Origin of the sequence: Niallia circulans NBRC 13626, from assembly GCF_001591585.1 — a bacterium.
Taxonomy (GTDB): Bacteria; Bacillota; Bacilli; order Bacillales; family Cytobacillaceae; genus Niallia; species Niallia circulans.
Window position 1 is genome coordinate 1 of the sequence record NZ_BCVE01000005.1, and the last position, 20,098, is coordinate 20,098.

Below are 20,098 nucleotides of genomic sequence, written 5' to 3' on the forward strand. Positions count from 1 at the left end.
TCTTGCACGGCTTTGCTTTGCTCTGGTGCTATTGGTTTGGCTTGATGGGCCGTAATTTCTTGTTCGGCCTTTGTGACTGCCTGCACTAATTTCTCTCTGCCCGCACTTTCTTGACCTAAACGCTGGCTTATTGCTACTTCTCTTACTGCCTGTTCTACCTGTTTTACTACTTCCTTTGGCATTTTCGGATTGTTGATAATCGTTTCTTTTACCGTTTGGATTGCCTTTTGTAGGTTAGGCTCTTGTTTTATTTGGTCTTTCGTTTGAGTCAATTGGTCTTGTACGGCTTTGCTTTGGTCTGTTGCTGCAGGTTTGGCTTGTTGGGCCGTAATTTCTTGTTCGGCCTTTGTGACTGCTTGTACTAATTTCTCGCGGCCAGCACTTTCTTGGCCTAAACGCTGGCTTATTGTCGCTTCTCTTACTGCCTGTTCTACTTGTTTTACTACTTCCGGCGGCATTTTCGGATTGTTAATAATCGTCTCTTTTACCGTCTGGATTGCTTTTTGTAGGTTAGGCTCTAGCTTTATTTGGTCTTTCACTTTATTCAATTCCGTAGCAGCCTCTTGTAAATCGTCTAATTTTATATTTGTCAATACATCTATTATTTTTGTTTTGGCTATTGATTGTAGTTTTTCAGAATCTTGTATAGCTTGTGTAATACTTTTTATATGCTCTTTCGATATCCGTGGATTTTCGTTTAATTTTGTACGTAATAACTCTATTCCCTTTTGAATATCCTCTTCCGTTTCCATTGCAGAAGATAATTCACTTATTAATTTTGTCAAAGCATTATTTTGCTTTGAACTAGTTTCATTTTTTAAAGCATAGACTGGATTATGATGTTCTACTTGATTTTTCGATACATTTTTTTGAAAATTAGGATCAATTACATTTGCTATTTTTGTAATGATATCATTCAACGGCTCTCCATTAACTGCTGCATGGATAGAACGCAAATTAACTGCTGATATCTCCAGATTTTTACTTGCCAGAGCACGTAATGAAACTAATTTTTCTTCTATTGTCCCTGTTTCATTTTCTAAAAATGTATTTAACTGGACTAATGTATCTCTATTTATGGTAGTTTTTTTTCCTAAAATAGCCGTTGCCATTCTTAATTCGTTTTTACTTTTTTCTGAAATGCTCATATCTTCTATCATTTTTTCTGATGAAGGATTTGATGGTAAGTCAGGAGCAGTAGTGGTGATTGTTTTAACCTTTATTTCACCACCATCCATATCACTAATTTGGACAGAAACTCGATTTTCCTTTGGAATCGTTTCTTCAAATTTCACATTAAAGTCTTTTCCTTTAATTTGGACAACCGCTTCATTTTCTGAAATCCGAGATTTAATTTGTGCATTATATGTTTCATTTTTTAAAAGCTCTAATTGTTTTTCATTGGTTGTTACATTGGATAGTTGGGTTTTATTAGATATTTGCATAATAACACTCCCATAAAATACATTCTTCTTACTATATCGGCCCAATGCTTTCTAACTTTATTTATTCAATAAAAATGGTAAAATTTAATTAAAAAAGTTTAATAGAATTACAATTCTATTAAACTTTTTTAATTATTCTACCTTTTATCTAATACTCGATAGGCTGATTTATTTCTTTCTTCCATTTCTCTTTTTCTTTCTTCTTCCTTTTCCATCACATTTAGATCATTCTGTATTCCTGATAAACAAGAATGACACAGCTTCCCTTCTCGAATAATCGTTCCACACTTGGCACAGGGATATCCAAGATTAGGGAATTGGGCAAGCTTGATTCTGCCTTTTTTGATAAATTTATAAATCAATGTTCTTTCTACACCAGTCGCTTCGACCACATCATCCATCTGCGCTGTGCGATTCTGCTTTTTGCGAATATATTGGTATACTTTTTCATAATCTGCTTCTTCTTGTTTATAGCATTTCAAACACACATCTCGAATGTTATTTATCACATATATATCGCCACAGTTTGGGCAATTCCCTAGTTCAGCCATCCATGATTCCTCCTCATCTTGCAATTGTAAAGGAAGTGATGGACTTTGCTCCGGCTTCCTTTAGCACTTTCGCTGCATTTCGTAGCGTTGCACCTGTAGTATATATATCGTCAACCAGAATAATATCTTGAGCGATAACAGCCTCTTTTTGCTCTATTTTAAAAATATTTCCTATCTGTAATCGTTGTTTTCGTGTTTTTTTCGATTGTTTTTCACTATGTATGCGCACAAGACCATTTACATAAGGAACTTTTGCATAAAAGAGAACTGCCTCTACTTGATTAAAGCCTCTTTCGTACAAACGTTCGTCACTTAATGGAATAGGCATCACCACTTTATTTTTTCCGAAATCCTTCGGTAAAAAAGAAACAAAGGCTGCAGCTATATTATAGTCCCCTCTATATTTAAACCGTGCAATCGTTTCTTTCAAAAAATCATTGTACAAAAATAACGATTGGTTGGATTGCAGTATTCCTTTCCATTCCTCTTCGTCTTCCCATTTTTGACAATCATGGCACATGCCCTCTTTAACATGAACGGACTCCAAGAACTGAAGAGATCGGCCACAAATTCGGCAAGTCTCTCCCTTTATTACTGCTAACTTCTCCTTACAGCCCGCACATAAATAGCATTCTGGTGCTTTCGAGAAAAGATAGGTCCAATTAAATTCCGGTATAACTGGTGCTAAGCAAATCACGCAAATCATAACAGTAGCATCCCCTTCTCTCCTGCTTCTTGATTGCTTCGCTTAATTTGCTTTCGCGCTAATACCATATTATTTGTTTTTCCATAATGAAAAAAAGTTATCGCTCCATCTGGAAATTCCTTTTTCCTTCCTACTCTTCCCGCAATCTGTACAAGAGCACTCTCTGTGAAAATCCGATTTTCCGCTCCTAAAACAGCAACATCTACATTTGGAAAAGTAACGCCCCTCTCTAAAATCGTTGTTGTAACAAGCAAATCCACTTCTTTATTACGCATTTTTTGTACCTTTTCCTTTCGATCAGGATCTTCAGCATGAACGGCTTCAACCTTATCAACAATTGGTTGCAACAGCTTTTTCACTTTTTCCATATAATGAATTTTGGGCACGAATAAGAGCATAGGTTTATTTTGTGGAACTCGTTCACGAATCCAATCAACAAGCATGGCAGGGAGCTTGTCCTTTTTCAAGCCCTTTTCCCAATTCCCACACCATTGAAAATCTGGAACAGGCAACGGATATTGATGAAAGCGTGCTGGAATGGTCACAAAGTGAACTTTGTTATGCTTACACTTTTCTTGCCAGTCTTTATCGGGAGTCGCCGTTAAATAAATAAGTGTCGATTGTTCCTTCTTGGCTTTTTGCACAGCATATTGAAGCGATTTATCAACGGAATATGGAAATGCATCCATTTCATCTAAAATAATGAGGTCAAAGGCTTGGTGGAACCGAAAAAGCTGATGGGTCGTGCTAATCGTTAGCGGACTATACAGATGACGATCTTCACTACCACCATAAACAGGCAATACCTTTATTTCTGGAAAAACCTCCTGTAATCGAGGGGCCAATTCGAGGACAACATCTGTACGAGGAGTAGCAATACATACACGTTGATTATCACGCAATGCTTTTTCAATTCCTTTAAAAAGAATCTCCGTTTTCCCAGCGCCACACACTGCCCAGATAAGAAGCTCCGATTGTGCCTCGATGATTTGCTCCATTTTGTCTGATGCCTCTTGCTGTCCTTGTGAAAGACTGCCGTTCCATTGTAATGTAATTTTTGATGTTTCTTGATCCAGTTCTGGCCCACTCCATTTAATTAATGGGGTACATTCACTTATTCTCCCCATCATGATGCAATTTCGACAATAAGTGCAGTTTTCTTTACATCGTGCACAAGGAAAAGTAGCAAATAACTCCTGATTTTCATTTCCACAACGCATGCAAATGTACTTATTGCGAGCTTTTTTCTCTATCCCTTTCCTATACGAGCAATAACCATTTTCGTAATGTGCTTGGATTTCTTGTTCTGAAAAAGGGAGCTCAGCTAGTAGTAAAGTTTTACCTTGGAGGGAAGCTTGGAGTTGCGGATTAAATGGATAAGCTTTATTAAGTGGCGGCGTTATCAGTTGATTTTGGGAAGCATTGGAGATTCGGAAGGAGTGAGAGAAATTACTTTTCGTGGGGAGTAATATATTGTCCTTTTGATAAAATCGCATTATTTTCCTCCTAGTTCTGTTTTAAATAGATTTTAAGGTTAAATGATGAATTGCCTTTTTTCCAAATCCTGTTCTTTTCAGTTTTAAATTTGCTAGTGTCCTTGAAGCTATTATAGACTAATAACCTTTAAAGTGGGGAGTATCGCCTTTTTTTGACTTATTACTACAGCTAGGGAAAAACCAATATACTTTTGCAAAATATCCGTATCTAAAGGAGTATTCTTTCTTTTAAGACACTTGATTAATCTCTTTTTTCCTCTGTTGGGAGAAAATATCTTTTATAGGAAGAAGTGAGTTTAGAAATCAATTTTGGTAATATTCTTTATGAATGATGGTGTTTTTAAAGGTTTGAATTTGAGGAGAGGATAACCGCAAAATTGATTTTGGGTTACTAAATACAACGAGAGAGTAAATAGGAATAATAGGAAATTGATTAGCTAATAGCCAGGCTTCAAACTGTCGCTTTAATCTGTTCACTTGAATAATAGGATCAGGAAATGCCTCTTTTTCTTCTTCCTTTATTCGTATCATTTGATGTAAATCAGTATCAAGGTATAGCTCGCCAATGATATTTTTCACTTCAAGGATTAACGCATATTTCGCATGCAGAATTAATACATCAATTTGGAAAAAATGTTTTCCGTCCCATAGGCGTAAATCATGCAGGATAAAGTATTCATCATCTGGCAAAAAACTAAGCGGGAAAATCCACTGCCTGCTTCCCCCCTGTATCTTGCCAACTTCCGTTGATAATCTTGATTGATTAACGAAATATTAGAATGATTAGCTCTAATCCTCGAGAGCAAGGCCTCTAATTGGAGCGCTCGATATCGATATTCAATTGGTTTTACGATCAACTGCTCACTTCCTTTTTTTCATACTTAATTTATTCTATACAGTCATTTGAATTCCTGCCTATTTGATAAAAAAGGACTAGTGAATAAAACTTAGTTGCTTTTGTTTACTAAACTGCACTTGGTAACTACATAATTTAAATTATTTATCGTTATCCGATATAAAATATAATACCAATTTTCAGTCTTTATATTAACTGGTAATAAATAAGGAGTGCCGTTATGCAAATTAATCTTTTGTTTGAAGGAGCAGTAAAAGAACAATTTAAGCAACAAGCATCGACCAATACAGATGTACTAATGAAGCAGCCACTAGGTGAAAAAAAAGAAATTGAAGTAGAGCGTGACGGAAAAGCTTTTACTTTAACATTCTCTGATGAAATAAAACATCTAAAAGCAGAGACAGATGAAGAAATTGCACAAATGTTTGCTCAGCAAGTAGAAGACCCATCTGATATTTTTTCATATCGTCCGCGAGACCAATGGCTTATTTTCAGTCAATATTTAAATGATAATGGTATCTTTGATGGGAAGAATGCGAAGGATATTGAAGAAATTGAAAATCTACTTGTAGATATAACGGATGGCTTAGATAATTTAGATATTGCTACACCAAAAGGCCGAGATATAAAATCTGGAAGCAAACCTATTACGCAGCAATTAACTTCTGCTGAGGCACAATTAGAACTTGCCTCTTCAACAGCTGCATTACAACTATTTGGTGAGAAATATGTTACAGGCGATGCGAAAGAGGGCTTTCACCAATTGATTGAACAGTACACAAAGCGAAATAAAAAACGTGTATTGAGCTATAAGTCAATCGAAGAAAAATTTTATCAAGGGCGTGCGAAGATTTACGAAACACGACATATGGATACATCTTCTTTAAATGCCCAACAAAAAAATAATTTATCGATTACAAATAAACTAGGCAAAATCAATTATACAGAAGCAGAAATTTCCAAAATGATTGAAGGTTATAAAGAAAAATTCGGAATGCTTCAAAATAAATCGGACGTTGATGTCCTCATTGCTAAATTGCAGGATGAGTTATCGAACTTTGTTACAAAAGGTATTTCTAAACAAGATAAAGACTACGAAGCAGCAAATAACTTCGTTAAAGAGAAATCAGCAAAAACTTTTGAGCGCATTGCAGATTATTGGAAAAAATTATTATATTAATATACAACACCATACAAAATAACGTTCCCAAATCAAAGTTTGGGAACACACCAAAAAGCCGTAAACGTTGATTTAACAACGTTTATGGCTTTTTACATAATGGAAGTATTCAAAAGCTTCCGCAAGCAACAAATGGAGTTTAATAAACAGCTTATTGAAGAATTTCATGGTCAGCATGAATACATAGAGAATCGTTTAGAAGAGAGAGATCGCTAGCTCGTAGAATCGATGCGCCAAACGCTGGAGGCTCGTAAAGAGATTACTGCAGCTGAGAATATGGAGAAGAAAAAATGATGGTATTTTGGAAGATAGGGGAAGTTTGTAAAAGACCACCTCTTGAAATCGAGAGGTGACTTTGATGCCTAGTCAAGTTCTTACAGCGGTACCGGACTGAACGTAGTGAGGAAGGATATGGAGCTGTAAGTGCTGACTGGGTAAAACACGATTTACAAGCTAGTCATAACGAAGGAATGAAAAGGGGCGCTCTTCCTTGTTCATTTTTTTCCTTGCGACTCCCTCACCTATCCTTTCGACTAACTCTCCCACCATCACAAAAATCCCGATTCTTTTCTAAGAACCGGGATTCCAAACATCATTATTATCTTTTCTTTATCCAGCCAAGTCCCATTGATCCTTCTCCTAAGTGTGTACCAATAACAGCACCAAAGTAACTTAATGAGAATTCAATATTGGGGAATTCTTGTTCTAGTTCTGCTTTCCATTCTTTTGCTTCTTCTTCGCGATTAGCATGGATGATGGCAGCGTAGTAGCTGCCTCCATTCGTTTCTTCGCGGAGAAGTTCGACAATTCGCCTCATTGCTCTTTTTTTTGTGCGGATTTTTTCAAATGGGACAATTATCTTATCCTTAAAATGCAGCAATGGCTTAACCTGCAGAAGACTGCCGATGATTGCTTGAGCACTGGATAGTCGTCCACCTCTTTGAAGATTTGATAGATCATCTACCATAAAGTAGGCGTTGCTTGTTTGTTTTAATTCGTCAAGAATGGGAATAATTTCTGCTGCGCTTTTCCCTTGTTGAGCTAATTTTGCTGCTTCTATAGCATAGAAACCTTGAACCATGCAGCTTATTTCTGTATCAAAAGCAAATACTTTAATGCCCTCTACCATGTCTCCAGCAGTAATGGCTCCTTGATAAGTGCCGCTGATACCACTTGATAAATGAACACTTATTACTTCATCATAATTTTTAGATAGTTCTTCAAATAGCTCTACAAATTTTCCAATAGATGGTTGAGAGGTCGTAGGCAGGTCCATTTTTCTAACTGCTTCATAAAATTCAGATGCGGTTAATTCTTTTTCCTCCTCATATACTTCTGACCCTAAGAAAACTGTCAATGGGATCATATATATATTGTACTTCTCCCTCACCTCTTTAGGAATATAGGCCGTACTATCTGTAACAATAGCTGTTTTCATGCAATTAGTTACCTTCCTTATCTATTCGTTTGTATACATATTTTAACTATAAAAGTTAATTAGCATTATCGATTAATTCTATTATAATGCACATAAAGAGGAATTTATATGGAATTTTAAATGGCAAGGAAATATTATAACAGATTTTTCACTTTAGAGGTTGATTAGGATGGCAATATTTCTTTACTTTCACTTCCTACAATTTTATCGCATTTTCATATGATTGCAATTGCAACGAAAACACCAACCTCACCAAATAAAACAATTCGTTAAAAAAAGGAGTTTCCTCAAACCAACAAGTGATTTAGGTAACCCCTTTTTTCTTAACGAACTTCTACCCAACCGTTTTTAATAGCAACAACTACTGCTTGTGTACGGTCGTTCACATTCATTTTTTGTAAAATATTACTTACATGGTTTTTAACCGTTTTTTCACTAATAAATAGTGCCTCTCCGATTCCTCGGTTACTTTTTCCATCAGCAAGAAGCTGTAAAACTTCACACTCACGTCTTGTTAACAAGTGCAATGGTCTTCTAATTTCTACTACTTGTACATGATGTTCATCCGAGTTTGCATTCTCTATTGCTAAACGGCGATATTCATTAACGAGATTATGGGTTACTTTCGGGTGTAAATAAGACCCTCCATCTGCTACTACCTTAACTGCTTCAATTAATGCATCTGCATCCATTTCCTTAAGCAGATAACCGCTCGCACCTGTTTTAAGGGCATGGGTTACGTAGTTTTCATCATCATGTATAGATAGGATGATGACTTTTGTTTCTGGAAATTTCTCTAGTAATTGTCTTGTTGCCTCTACACCATTAATGGTAGGCATATTTATATCCATGATTGTTACGTCGGGTTGGTATTCTTCGATTAGCTGAATAGCTTGTGTACCATCGTCTCCTTCAGCTACTACTTCGAAGCTCGATTCGAAGTCGAGAATTCTTTTTACCCCTTCTCTAAATAATTGGTGATCGTCAATAATAACTATCCTTGTAGTCAACTGCTCCGCCTCCCTTATTTTCTTTAAGCTCTTTTCGTCACAATGTTATTTTTGGCAGGAAATGAACTTCTTGCTTTCCTCTCCACACACTACTTGATAGGAGTCAAGCATCCTCCAATCCATTCAACACAAAAATGTTAAACTTCATTTTGGTTAAAATAACATACTTCTCGAAAACAGTCATTCTTATCATCTAATAGGAACGTTGATCATAACAATGGTTCCAACTCCAAGTTTGGAATCAATGGTTAATTCCCCATCCAGTAGTTCTACTCTTTCTTTCATCCCAATTAAACCAAAGGATTCTTCTTTTTTCTCATTCTTATCGAATCCTTTTCCATTATCCTTAACTAAGACGATAATTTGCTCCATTCGTAATTCTACTTTTACGGAGATATTAGATGCTTCTGCATGCTTTAAAGCATTTTGGACTGATTCTTGAACTAAGCGAAAAATTGCAACTTCATATTTGCTTGGAAGTCTTGTTTCTTTTCCGATGGTGGCAAACTCAATTTTTATTGAGTCATGATACTCTTCTGTTGTTTTCAAATATTTTTTTAGGGTCGGAATAAGGCCAAGATCATCTAAAGCCATTGGACGAAGATCATAAATAATTCGTCTTACCTCATATAATGCACTTCGTACCATCACTTTTAAATTTCTGATTTCTTCAAAGGCCTCTTTCGCCCCACGCTCTTTATATATTCTTTCCACTAAGTCAGAGCGCATCATTACATTTGCCATCATTTGTGCAGGACCATCGTGTATTTCTCGAGAAAGTCTTTTCTTCTCTTCTTCCTGGGCACCAATAATTTTCAGTCCGAAATCCTGCTTTTGTTTGGCGTCTTCGATTACTTCGCCAACTTGCTTTAAATCACTAACCAAATAATTCATCACGACAGAAATTTGTGTGACCAGATGTTCTGCCCGCTTAATGGTTTCATCTAGACCTAACAATCGACGCTCTAAATCATCGCGGCGTTCTCGATACTGCTTTTCTAAGTGCCGATTCACACTTAAATCCATTTGCAGTGTATGTGCTCTTTCATAAGCCTCACGTACTTCTTCTTCTGAGTATTCATTAAAATGCTTACTGACTTCTGATAAGCGTTTACGAGCAAACCGAGACTGGATTTCTAGCTTGTCTCCTTTTTCTATCGTTTCTAATACAAGAACTTTCATTTCTTTTAATTCTTCGGTAAGGGTTTCATAATCTTGTCTACATTGTTCTCCAATACGAAAAATTTCATCTTTGCTTGAACCAACGGTTTTAATCATTTGTTCTACAATATAATCTAACGTTTTTGTGTCAAATTTCCTTATCAACATATTTAATTCCTCCAAAAAGGCTAAAACCCTTCCAACATCCATTATTATTTTAGCTTGAAAGTTAATAATATGTTTAATTCATCGAAAAATAAATTAAAATCGTTATTTTGACATATATCACCCTATATGAAACCATGTCCGAAGACCTATTAACATCAAGAATCACTGTGAAAAAGTATGTAAAAATGCAATAATACAATTTTATCCTATTCTAAACAAAAAACAAAGTAAAAGAAAATAGATTGATAAGGCGCCTGTAATCAAAGATTCGTAAGCCTCTGCATGAAATATAGCCTATACCATATGTAGCGGGTCTTTTCGAGCATGGAGTTTTACTTATTATATCATGCTTGCAAAATCGCTATATTAAGATTTGATTACAAAGCGAACAATAATTGAAGAATAAACAATGTCGAATTATAATGAAATAAGACTAATTATCGATTTTCTACTAATTTTTTATAGAAAATGGTTACAAAAAATGACTTATATAACGAACAAATAAGATGAAATCGCCAATATTAGTGGAAAGAGATACAAAGAAAGGAGCTGCCAATATGCTTCCTTCCTATCTTACTGTACCTAGCTACGGAGAATATGAACTAATTATTCAAAAATCACGCTTTATTGCTCATATCGCTCGAACAGAAACAGAAGAAGCAGCACAGGCTTTCATAGGAGAAATCAAGAAAAAACATAAAGACGCAACACATAATTGTTCTGCTTACTTAATCGGAGAACATGATCAAATTCAAAAAGCAAACGATGATGGGGAACCGAGTGGCACAGCAGGAGTACCAATTCTTGAGGTCCTGAAGAAAAAAGGTCTGAAAGATACAACAGTTGTTGTTACCCGTTATTTTGGAGGTATTAAGCTTGGTGCAGGGGGGCTTATTCGTGCTTATGGAAAAACAACCTCTGAAGGATTAGCAAATATCGGTATTGTTGAAAGAAAGTTGAAACAAATAGTCAGTGTATCCATCGAGTATCACTTACTTGGTAAAATAGAAAATGAATTACGTTCATCGAACTATGAAATTAAAGATATTCATTATTTAGAAAATGTCGAAATTGATGTCTTTGTGGATTCTGATGAGGTAGAGACTTATACGGATTGGATAACTGACTTAACAAATGGACAAGGTATTATAAAAGAAAAAGACACCTTGTACGCAGAAACCCTCATTTGAATTTTTTACAATTAATACAAAAATATACCTGGAATAGAAATAAACTACTAATTTACGTTAAAGAGAGATAGAGGTAAGATAGTATGTATGTTTTCATTCCGTTATTTCTTAATTCAAAAAGGAGAACTTATGGCAAATAATACAAGAGAAACTTTAATAAAGGATACAAAGAAAAAGAAACGAAAAAAAATTAAGCTATTTATTTTTGTCCCATTGCTGGTTATTATCTTAGCCGGAATTGGTTATGGAGCTACCTTATATTCAAAGGCAAAATCAGTGGTAGATGATTCTTATGAGCCAATTGACCGTGATTCTAAAAGGGATGCAAAAGTGGATCCAAACATCGATGACGTTTCAATTTTATTCATTGGAGTAGATGACAGTGAGAAAAGATCGAGCAAATCCGGCACAACCCGATCTCGTTCCGATGCTCTCATGCTTGCTACTTTAAATGAGAAAGAAAAATCCGTTAAATTGCTGAGCATCCCACGTGATTCTTATGTATATATTCCTGAACGCGGCTATTCTGATAAAATTACTCATGCCCATTATTTCGGCGGGGTTTCGTCAACCTTAGACACAGTGGAAGAATTGCTAGATATTCCTGTTGATTATTATGTAAAAATGAATTTCGATGCCTTTATGGATGTAGTAGATGCATTAGGTGGAATTGATGTCGATGTTCCAGTAACATTTACGGAACAAAACTCAAAGGATAAAGCAGGCGCCATTCATCTTGAAAAAGGCTATCAAGAATTGGACGGCGAACAAGCACTTGCCCTTGCAAGAACAAGAAAAATTGATAATGACATTGAACGTGGGAAAAGACAACAATTAATCATGCAAGCCATTATGAAAAAAGCAGTCTCTATCGAGGGAATAACCAAGTATTCAAAAGTGATGGAAGCGATAGGAAGCAATATGACAACAGACTTATCATTCAGCGATATACAATCTCTAATTGCTTATGCAACTGCAGATAATGGTTTACAAGTGGAGACACTAACGCTAGCTGGAACCGACGGTCGTGTCGATAATAAATACATTTATCAATTAGATGAAACAGCACTTGCAGAAACAAAATCGATTCTGCAGCAGCATTTAGGCATAAGCAGTAACCAACTATCCAATTCAGACAAACCGAATGATTCGGAAAATACTACTGATTTAAACAGTACCGTGGAAACAGATACCACATCCGATAAGGTAAATTATTAAATAATATAAATGCATCAAGCTTCCAAAGCATGGTGCATTTTTTATTTATATCATAAAATAAAAAAATTCTGCGTAAATCCTCATTGAAAATGAATTAGAATGGCTATAAATAAACTATACAACTACCTGCTGACTAAAAAATTTATTTCAGCATTATAATTTTTAAGTAAAATGTCAACACTATACCTAATAGAAAAAGCAAACATATTTTGTAAAGGAAATACAAAGTAATGAGGTGCTAGTATGTTGAAAAAAATGTTAACCTACTTAAATGGAGCAATTGAAAGACCATTATTTACGGATAATGAACCTAGTATTTGGAATGAATTAGAAGATGATTTTTACGATGAGGAATTAGACGAAAAGCACAGACTTTTATAATCATGCTATTATTATTTACTTCTAGATACCATATACAACTGTAGATGAATTGCTCTACAGTTTTTTTCTGTTTCTTCCCCATTTATCCCTTTCTTAATCTGCCAGCAATATCCACATTCATTTACCATTAGAATATGATAGAATCATAGTAATTCCTCTTAGGTAAAAGAAATAATTTTTTTAATAGATTCCTAGTTTACGACAATTAAATAAAGGAGAAAATGATGATAAAAAAAACACTATCATTGTTGTTGTCACTTGTCTTGCTTCTTTCTTTCCTTCCTGTTTTTGAACACAGCATCTACGCGAGCGTTGCTGAACCACTAGTACATGTTAAGTTAAAGAATTATCTTGGTAATAAAACAGTAATTTCCCTTACCTCCTCTGGTACCTATAAAACTGGTGATGGTAAAGTATCTATAAATAGCAACACAGAATATATGGTTAAGCTAGAACAATCAAAATTAAAGCTATATCAAGGAAGCCAGCTTCTTTCTGAGTCTACTTCGTTTACTTTGGCTCCTTCTGATCCAAACAGCTACTTAACAATTAATAATCGTTCCTATAAAGGATCTTTTGAATTTATCATGGAAACAATCAGCGGAAAAACATATATTCGCCCAATTAATACAGTAGGGATAGAAGATTATCTTAAAGGGGTTGTGCCTCGTGAAATGCCTGCCCTGTGGAATATCGAAGCATTAAAAGCACAGGCAGTTGCTGCCAGAACTTATTCTTGGAATTACGGCGGTCAAACCATTACCGATACCATTAATCACCAAGTGTATGGCGGATTAACTGATTCTCATCCTAATTCTGATAATGCAGTGGAGGCAACTACTGGACAGGTCTTAAAATATGGCAGCAAATTAATCGATGCTGTATTCTCAGCAAGTAATGGTGGCGTAATGGAGTCTGCTAAAAATGTTTGGGGCTATGAATATGCCTATTTACAAAATGGTGCTGATTCCTTTGATAACAACTATAGTTGGGAATTCAGCCTACAAAAAACACAAATCGATATGAAAGATAAAGATTTAGCTAATCCAGACGCATGGTGGAAAACGACTTCAGAAAAAGATACAAAAATTGTCAGTCTTATAAAAAGTTGGCTAAATAATAATAGCTATAAAGATAAAGATATCAAAATTGTTTCTATTCCGACCCTTGCGTTTAATAATCCTTCGTCCACAACCCGAGTAACAACAGGTTCAATAACAGTTCAGTTTTATGTGAAGGATATAAAAGATAAAGACGGGAACCTTATTTTACAAGAAGTGAAACAAGCAAATGTGGCAGCTTCTAAAGTTAGAGCAATAATTGGTGTAGATACGTTAAAGAGTTATCTTATTACAAAAAGCGCTTCTAGTACCACTGCACATAGTGTTGCTGGAAAGGGGTATGGCCATGGCGTAGGTTTAAGTCAATATGGTGCAAATGGTCGTGCTAATAGTGGCCAAAAATACAGTGATATTCTTTCATTCTATTATCCAAGCGCTAATTTAGTAACGGAATATATCCAGTCTGAGATTACCACTCCTGTGATAACAGATACAAAGGCTATTTTCGCGAACACGAATGACACAGTCAGCGTTTTCTTTTCTATCAATAAAACAGCCAATACGACTGTAAGAGTAAAAGATAGTACTGGTATAGTGGTTGCAACTCTTTTAAATAACGCAGCTTTACATGCTGGTAACTACAACTATACTGCCAATGTAGCAAACTGGAACAACGGCAGCTATACAGCTGAAATAATTGCAACCGACAGCAATAAGCAAACAGCAACAGCTCATGCTGTAGTTCAAGTTGCAAAACTAGCAGCACCATCGATTAGTTCCAGTACTACCAAATACGATAAAGATGCTAACAAAGTCGTTGCTTCCTTTCATGTTAACCAAGCAACAAAGACAACGGTTATTGTGAAAGATAGCAATCATAAAGCAGTGAAAACATTAGCCAACAATCAATCTTTAACAGCGGGGTATCATTCCTTTACTTGGGATGTAGCAAATGTGAACAATGGAGCCTATACGTTTGAAATTACTTCGATAAATAGCGCTAATAAAAAGCAAACAGTTAAACAAAGTTTCACTCTTAAGAAAACAGTAGTACAAGCTCCAATTATTAACAATGTAAAAACATCCTATGATACATCAGGAAATAAAATAAAGGTGAGCTTCCATGTGAACCAAGCTTCTAACACAACCGTAAAAATTGTAAACAACAAAAATAAGGTCGTTAAAACACTTGCTTCTAATACATCATTAAAGTCAGGATCCTCTTCCTATACATGGAGTGTTGGAAGCACGAGTGACGGGTTCTATTCAGCAACAATTGAATCGGTAAATATAAGCAAGCTAAAGAAATCTGTTTCTAAAAAGTTCACTCTCTATAAAGTAAAAACTGGAACTGTTAAAGCAAGCAAGCTCAATATTAGACAGAAGTCCTCTACATCATCCAAGGTAGTTGGGTCAATTCCAAACGATAAGAAAGTAACTATTTATGAAAAAAGCGGTTCTTGGTATAAAGTGAAATATGGAAAAGTAACTGGCTATGTATCCACAAAGTATGTAAAAAATGTAAAGGAAAGAAAGTAAGCCTCACTTCTTTTCTTCTCCATTATAAAAGACCTCTTATAATAAGAGGCCTTTTTATTATCTATTCTTCTCAGTTGAATACCTTATGTCATTAATAAATTTTAAAATCGGCTTATAGTTTTTTCCTACTAATCCAATCTTTTCTACAATTAATTCAATTATTAATAAAACAGTGGCTATTAAGAGGATTGCTCCCCATACTTTTGCCATAGAGAAAATGACTGCAACTAGTCCAAAAAATGATGCCATTGCATATATTATTATAACGGTTTGTCTATGCGTAAAACCAATATTTAGTAAACAATGATGTAAATGAGACCTGTCCGGGGCCGTTAATGGCTGCTTATTAACTAATCGACGAATTATCGCAAAGAATGTATCCGAAATAGGAACTCCTAAAATAATAACCGGAATAATAAAGGAGATTAACGTTACATTTTTAAAACCTAGCAGAGACATTACACCAATGATATAACCGAGAAATAACGCACCCGTATCTCCGAGGAAAATCTTTGCAGGATAAAAGTTGAAAAATAAAAATCCAAGTGTACTTGCTAAAACGATGGAGGAAATTGCAATTACATACCCATTTCCCATGATCATTGCCATACCAGTGATAGTAAACAAGGCAATACAGGATACACCTGATGCTAGACCATCTAAACCATCAATTAAATTAATCGCATTCGTTACGCCGACAATCCAAAGAATCGTAATCGGTATATCCAAGAATCCAAATTCTAGCTGGCCACCGAATGGCAAGTTGATAAATTCAACTTGTACACCGCCCCATACAACGACTATTACTGCAGCGATTGCTTGAGCAGCAAGTTTAATCTTTGCTGAAAGGGTATAAATATCATCTAATATACCCGTTATTATAATAATTACACTACCAATCAATATTGGATAATGATAGGCCTTATCTGGGTTAATTACTAAAGCACCGATGACAAAACTAATATATATTGCTAAACCACCCATACGTGGCATGATCTTTTGATGTACTTTTCGTTTCTCTGGTTTATCCATTGCTCCAACTTTAAACGCAAGCTTCTTCACTAGTGGTGTCAGTAAGATAGAAGCAATAAAACATACCACAAGCATTATATAAATCATGGAGATCCTCCCTAATGCCTCTCATAACGTATATTTTTAGGCATCTGTCTATTCTTGCATATAATCGAGATTTATTATAACACAATACTATCTTGCTTGGTTTAATAAATTCCACTCTTATTTAACATTTATATTACATTTTTTTAATCCTAAATAAACATAACTTGATTATTATTATATATGACGTGGTCCACTTTAGGAAAGTTTCAACCTAAAGCATAATTTTTTCATCTCTGCCCTATTAAAAATAAAACCGCTCTAACAGATAGAACGGTTTTACAAGGTACTAATAGAGACAAGCTTTCTCCTTAGACCTTTCCTACAAATGCAGGATCACTTCTTTTTTTCAGCCCAGCTTCTTGAAATTCTTTTTTTTGTTTCGGAGTTAATTTTTTATACTCTGCTAAAAATTTCTCATATGCTGGCATTACTTCTTCAATACTGCCGATCATTTTCACTTCGCCATGCTCTAGCCAAACACCTTTTTCGCAGAATTGTTTCATCTGGCCGATTGAATGGCTGACAAAGAACATCGTTTTCCCGCGCTTTTTAAACTCATTCATTTTGTCCAAACATTTCTCCGCAAATGCTTTATCCCCTACTGACAATGCCTCATCAATAATTAATACATCTGGATCTGTATGAACAGAAATCGCAAAGCCAAGACGGGACTTCATCCCACTTGAATAAGATTTCACTGGCTGATCAATAAATTTCCCTAACTCTGAAAACTCGATAATTTCTGGCTCAAGCTCTTTAATTTGATCTTTTGTAAATCCAAGCATCAAACACTTTAGCTCTATATTCTCACGGCCTGTTAATTCGCCGTTCACACCAGCAGATACTGCAATCAGAGATGCCTGTCCATCAATTTCTACCTCACCAGAAGTTTGGGGAACAATCCCCGCAATAATATTAGATAATGTTGATTTGCCGGAACCATTGACACCTACAAAGCCAATAACATCCCCCTTCTCTGCTTCAAAACTAACATCTTTTAAAGCAAAAAAGGGTTCTCCGTAACTTTTCGGAAGAAATATATCTTTTAGTTTCTCCGAATTGTTTTTATATAATTTATATCTTTTTGTTAAATTTTTAACGATTACAGACTTTTCCATACGGGACCTCCTATTATAAAAAGTCAATAAAATGTCTTCTAAATTTCACATGCATATATGACCCTACAAATAATAGGAGGAGAACTAATCCCCAGAAATATATGGTGATTGTTGGATGGGCCATGATAAACCAGCCCTCTCCTAACAATGCATAACGATAGCCTTCTACTAAATAATAGATAGGGTTTAATAACATCACATAATCAATAATCTTTCCAAAGGAGGAATCATTAAATCTTCCTGCCGGCCACAAGATTGGCGTTATATACAAGAGCACACGCATTAAAGATTGCAGCAACATTTGAAAATCCCGCACAATAGTTGAGATAGTTGATGTGATTAGTGATAGTGCAAATAAAAATAAAATAGCTGCAAATAAAAAATAAGGTATTTGCAAGTAATAAATCGTAATAGGATATCCAATAAATTGGAATATTATCATTATAACTCCCATTATCAATAATTGGGGATATAATAACGACAATATTACATAGGATGGTATAGCGCTTAAAGGAAAATTCATTCTTGAGACCATTCGTAGTCTAGAATAAATGGACTTAGAGCCTTGTGTTATAGCCGGGTAGATGAAAAACCAGATTAAAATTCCAGACAGCATCCATACAAAAAATGGTATTTTTCCATTTTCTCCTGGTACAGTTCCCCTTCCTTGTACAAATCCAAATACAAACCAATAGATTGCAATTTGAATGGCTGGGTTAATAAACTCCCAAAGAATCCCCAAATAATTATTTCTATTAGAACTTTTCAACTCATACGTGGACAGCCTTTTTATTAAATGAAAATTATCTATTTGTTCTTTAATTACTTTAAACATTGAATTCATATTGTTATACCCTTCTAAAGTTATCATCTATCTTTATAATCTTATTTATGTCAGAGTGTATTCCATTTATTTTATCTCTAACTTTCTTATACCTAATATATTTTTAAACTACCTCCTGTCTATTCCCTTTTAGTCTCTTTATAAATATATAGATTTTACAAAGATTTTTCAAATACTAAAATATCAACTAATTTTCGATATTCACTTCCTAGTTCTCTTCCTTACCTTCTATTTAATATGATTTACAAGTTTTTTCTATACTATTGCAACTTACATCTGATTAATAACGTCCTATATAAATAGATAGTAAAATTGAATGGAGATAATTCCGAAACTTTTATTGTCAAATATCCGAATGAAACGATGTGATTGAACAAATGCTATAAAAAGTTATTATACGATTTTTAATATAGGAGATGCTTATGTTCCTCGGAAATTCTATATTAAGCCAATCTGTTTTAAACTATTATTTCCCCTTACTAAAGCATCTACATTATTTAATCAGTTTTATCAGGGATTTACTAGGTGTAAAGAATTAATGTACTTTTCTTAATTTTTATAAAAAGATATCTATTATTTTTTTTTTCTGCTATTCTTTATATTAGTTTTATCATATTTTGTCAGGATATGGAGGATTTAATTAATGCGATCAGATAAGCCTATAAAGAAGAAACGAACTTGGCTTCGTGTAACTGGTATTGTATTACTGTTATTGATTATTGGAATTGGAGCTTATATATACACGGTATGGCATTCACTAAATAAAGCGGTGGATACGATGCATGAACCAGTTGACCGGGTTACATCTAAAAGGGATAGCTCATTAAGTCTTAAGAGTAAAGAACCGTTTTCTGTGTTAATGCTAGGTGTAGATGAACGTGATGGAGATTCTGGACGTTCTGATACAATTATCGTAATGACAGTTAACCCAGAAAAAAAATCTGTTAAGATGTTAAGTATCCCACGTGATACTCGGACAGAAATCGTTGGTCATGGTACGACAGATAAAATTAACCACGCCTACGCTTTTGGTGGAGTAGCAATGTCTATGGATACAGTTGAGAACTTTTTAGATATTCCTATCGATTACTATATGCAAATTAATATGGAAGGTTTTAAGGATATCGTTGATGCAGTAGGTGGGGTAACGGTTAATAATGATCTAGACTTTACGTATGAAGGAGTTCATTTCCCTAAAGGTCAAATATCATTAAATGGTAAAGATGCTTTAAAATTTTCTCGTATGCGATATGAAGATCCTAGAGGAGACTTCGGTCGTCAATTACGTCAACGTTTAATTATTCAAGCTGTTATTAAAGAAGGAGCTAGTCTCAACACATTAACAAATTTCGGTAATATTTTCGAAGCTCTTGGTCAAAACATTAAAACGAATATAAGCTTTGATGAAATGGTTGATATTCAAGCCAATTATAAGAGTGCAGCAAACGACATTGACCAGTTAACGATTTCTGGCACTGGACAAACTATTAATAAAGTTTGGTATTTAGTTGTTAATGATGAAGAAAAAACAAGAGTGCAAACAGAACTAAAAAATCACTTAAATGTTGATTAAATACAAAAGACAGAGCAGTCCACATTAGTCTAATCTAGACAAAG

16 protein-coding genes and 1 pseudogene are annotated in these 20,098 nt (G+C 34.9%); 6 read left to right on the top strand and 11 right to left on the bottom strand.

Going from position 1 to position 20,098, the window contains the following annotated elements; translation table 11 throughout:
- The 5 genes and pseudogenes from BCI01S_RS07685 to BCI01S_RS07705 all read right to left on the bottom strand — a co-directional run.
- Positions 1-1,445 (bottom strand): annotated as a pseudogene (locus BCI01S_RS07685) (hypothetical protein); the annotation flags it as partial.
- A 137-nt stretch (positions 1,446-1,582) separates the two neighbouring features.
- Positions 1,583-1,996, bottom strand: a complete 414-nt coding sequence (locus tag BCI01S_RS07690) for a TIGR03826 family flagellar region protein (RefSeq protein ID WP_047943677.1) — start codon at positions 1,994-1,996, stop codon at positions 1,583-1,585.
- Positions 1,997-2,009: 13 nt separating this feature from the next.
- Positions 2,010-2,702: a ComF family protein gene (locus BCI01S_RS07695; RefSeq protein WP_061797924.1), complete on the bottom strand. Its 693-nt coding sequence runs from the start codon at positions 2,700-2,702 to the stop codon at positions 2,010-2,012.
- Positions 2,699-4,198, bottom strand: coding sequence for an ATP-dependent helicase ComFA (locus tag BCI01S_RS07700; protein WP_061797931.1), 1,500 nt, complete (start codon positions 4,196-4,198; stop codon positions 2,699-2,701). Before BCI01S_RS07700 ends, BCI01S_RS07695 begins: the two co-directional genes overlap by 4 nt.
- 303 nt (positions 4,199-4,501) lie before the next feature.
- Positions 4,502-4,930 (bottom strand): nuclease-related domain-containing protein, encoded by a 429-nt coding sequence (locus BCI01S_RS07705; protein WP_082810018.1) that lies wholly within the window; start codon positions 4,928-4,930, stop codon positions 4,502-4,504.
- Between the two features lie 344 nt (positions 4,931-5,274).
- Between BCI01S_RS07705 and BCI01S_RS07710 the strand changes: the two genes are divergently transcribed.
- Positions 5,275-6,234: a hypothetical protein gene (locus tag BCI01S_RS07710; protein ID WP_061797934.1), complete on the top strand. Its 960-nt coding sequence runs from the start codon at positions 5,275-5,277 to the stop codon at positions 6,232-6,234.
- Positions 6,235-6,832: 598 nt separating this feature from the next.
- Here the strand turns inward: BCI01S_RS07710 and BCI01S_RS07715 are convergent.
- The 3 genes from BCI01S_RS07715 to BCI01S_RS07725 all read right to left on the bottom strand — a co-directional run bounded on the left by BCI01S_RS07715 (position 6,833) and on the right by BCI01S_RS07725 (position 10,011).
- A complete protein-coding gene (locus BCI01S_RS07715; protein ID WP_047943672.1) occupies positions 6,833-7,672 on the bottom strand; it encodes a DegV family protein in 840 nt (279 codons plus the stop codon).
- Between the two features lie 323 nt (positions 7,673-7,995).
- Positions 7,996-8,682 carry a response regulator gene (locus BCI01S_RS07720; RefSeq protein ID WP_047943671.1) on the bottom strand — a complete coding sequence of 229 codons (687 nt, stop codon included), beginning with the start codon at positions 8,680-8,682 and terminating at the stop codon, positions 7,996-7,998.
- A gap of 189 nt (positions 8,683-8,871) precedes the next feature.
- Positions 8,872-10,011 (bottom strand): sensor histidine kinase, encoded by a 1,140-nt coding sequence (locus tag BCI01S_RS07725; protein ID WP_047943670.1) that lies wholly within the window; start codon positions 10,009-10,011, stop codon positions 8,872-8,874.
- A gap of 557 nt (positions 10,012-10,568) precedes the next feature.
- Between BCI01S_RS07725 and BCI01S_RS07730 the strand changes: the two genes are divergently transcribed.
- The 4 genes from BCI01S_RS07730 (at position 10,569) to BCI01S_RS07740 (ending at position 15,400) form a co-directional block, all read left to right on the top strand.
- Complete coding sequence (locus tag BCI01S_RS07730) at positions 10,569-11,201, top strand: YigZ family protein (RefSeq protein ID WP_061797935.1); 633 nt, start codon at positions 10,569-10,571, stop codon at positions 11,199-11,201.
- Positions 11,202-11,330: 129 nt separating this feature from the next.
- Complete coding sequence (locus BCI01S_RS07735; protein WP_047943668.1) at positions 11,331-12,419, top strand: LCP family protein; 1,089 nt, start codon at positions 11,331-11,333, stop codon at positions 12,417-12,419.
- A gap of 243 nt (positions 12,420-12,662) precedes the next feature.
- Complete coding sequence (locus BCI01S_RS25200) at positions 12,663-12,800, top strand: hypothetical protein (protein WP_156485402.1); 138 nt, start codon at positions 12,663-12,665, stop codon at positions 12,798-12,800.
- A 224-nt stretch (positions 12,801-13,024) separates the two neighbouring features.
- Positions 13,025-15,400 (top strand): SpoIID/LytB domain-containing protein, encoded by a 2,376-nt coding sequence (locus BCI01S_RS07740; protein ID WP_061797937.1) that lies wholly within the window; start codon positions 13,025-13,027, stop codon positions 15,398-15,400.
- A gap of 57 nt (positions 15,401-15,457) precedes the next feature.
- Here the strand turns inward: BCI01S_RS07740 and BCI01S_RS07745 are convergent, their stop codons facing one another.
- From BCI01S_RS07745 to BCI01S_RS07755, 3 genes are all read right to left on the bottom strand, one after another.
- Positions 15,458-16,519 (bottom strand): glycosyltransferase family 4 protein, encoded by a 1,062-nt coding sequence (locus BCI01S_RS07745; RefSeq protein WP_047943667.1) that lies wholly within the window; start codon positions 16,517-16,519, stop codon positions 15,458-15,460.
- Positions 16,520-16,827: 308 nt separating this feature from the next.
- Positions 16,828-17,637 (bottom strand): teichoic acids export ABC transporter ATP-binding subunit TagH, encoded by an 810-nt coding sequence (gene tagH, locus BCI01S_RS07750; RefSeq protein ID WP_047943666.1) that lies wholly within the window; start codon positions 17,635-17,637, stop codon positions 16,828-16,830.
- Positions 17,638-17,650: 13 nt separating this feature from the next.
- Positions 17,651-18,481: an ABC transporter permease gene (locus BCI01S_RS07755; protein ID WP_047943665.1), complete on the bottom strand. Its 831-nt coding sequence runs from the start codon at positions 18,479-18,481 to the stop codon at positions 17,651-17,653.
- A 643-nt stretch (positions 18,482-19,124) separates the two neighbouring features.
- On the opposite strand from BCI01S_RS07755, the gene tagU reads away from it, so the two are divergent.
- Positions 19,125-20,054, top strand: coding sequence for a polyisoprenyl-teichoic acid--peptidoglycan teichoic acid transferase TagU (gene tagU, locus BCI01S_RS07760; protein ID WP_047943664.1), 930 nt, complete (start codon positions 19,125-19,127; stop codon positions 20,052-20,054).
- Positions 20,055-20,098 lie beyond the last annotated feature (44 nt).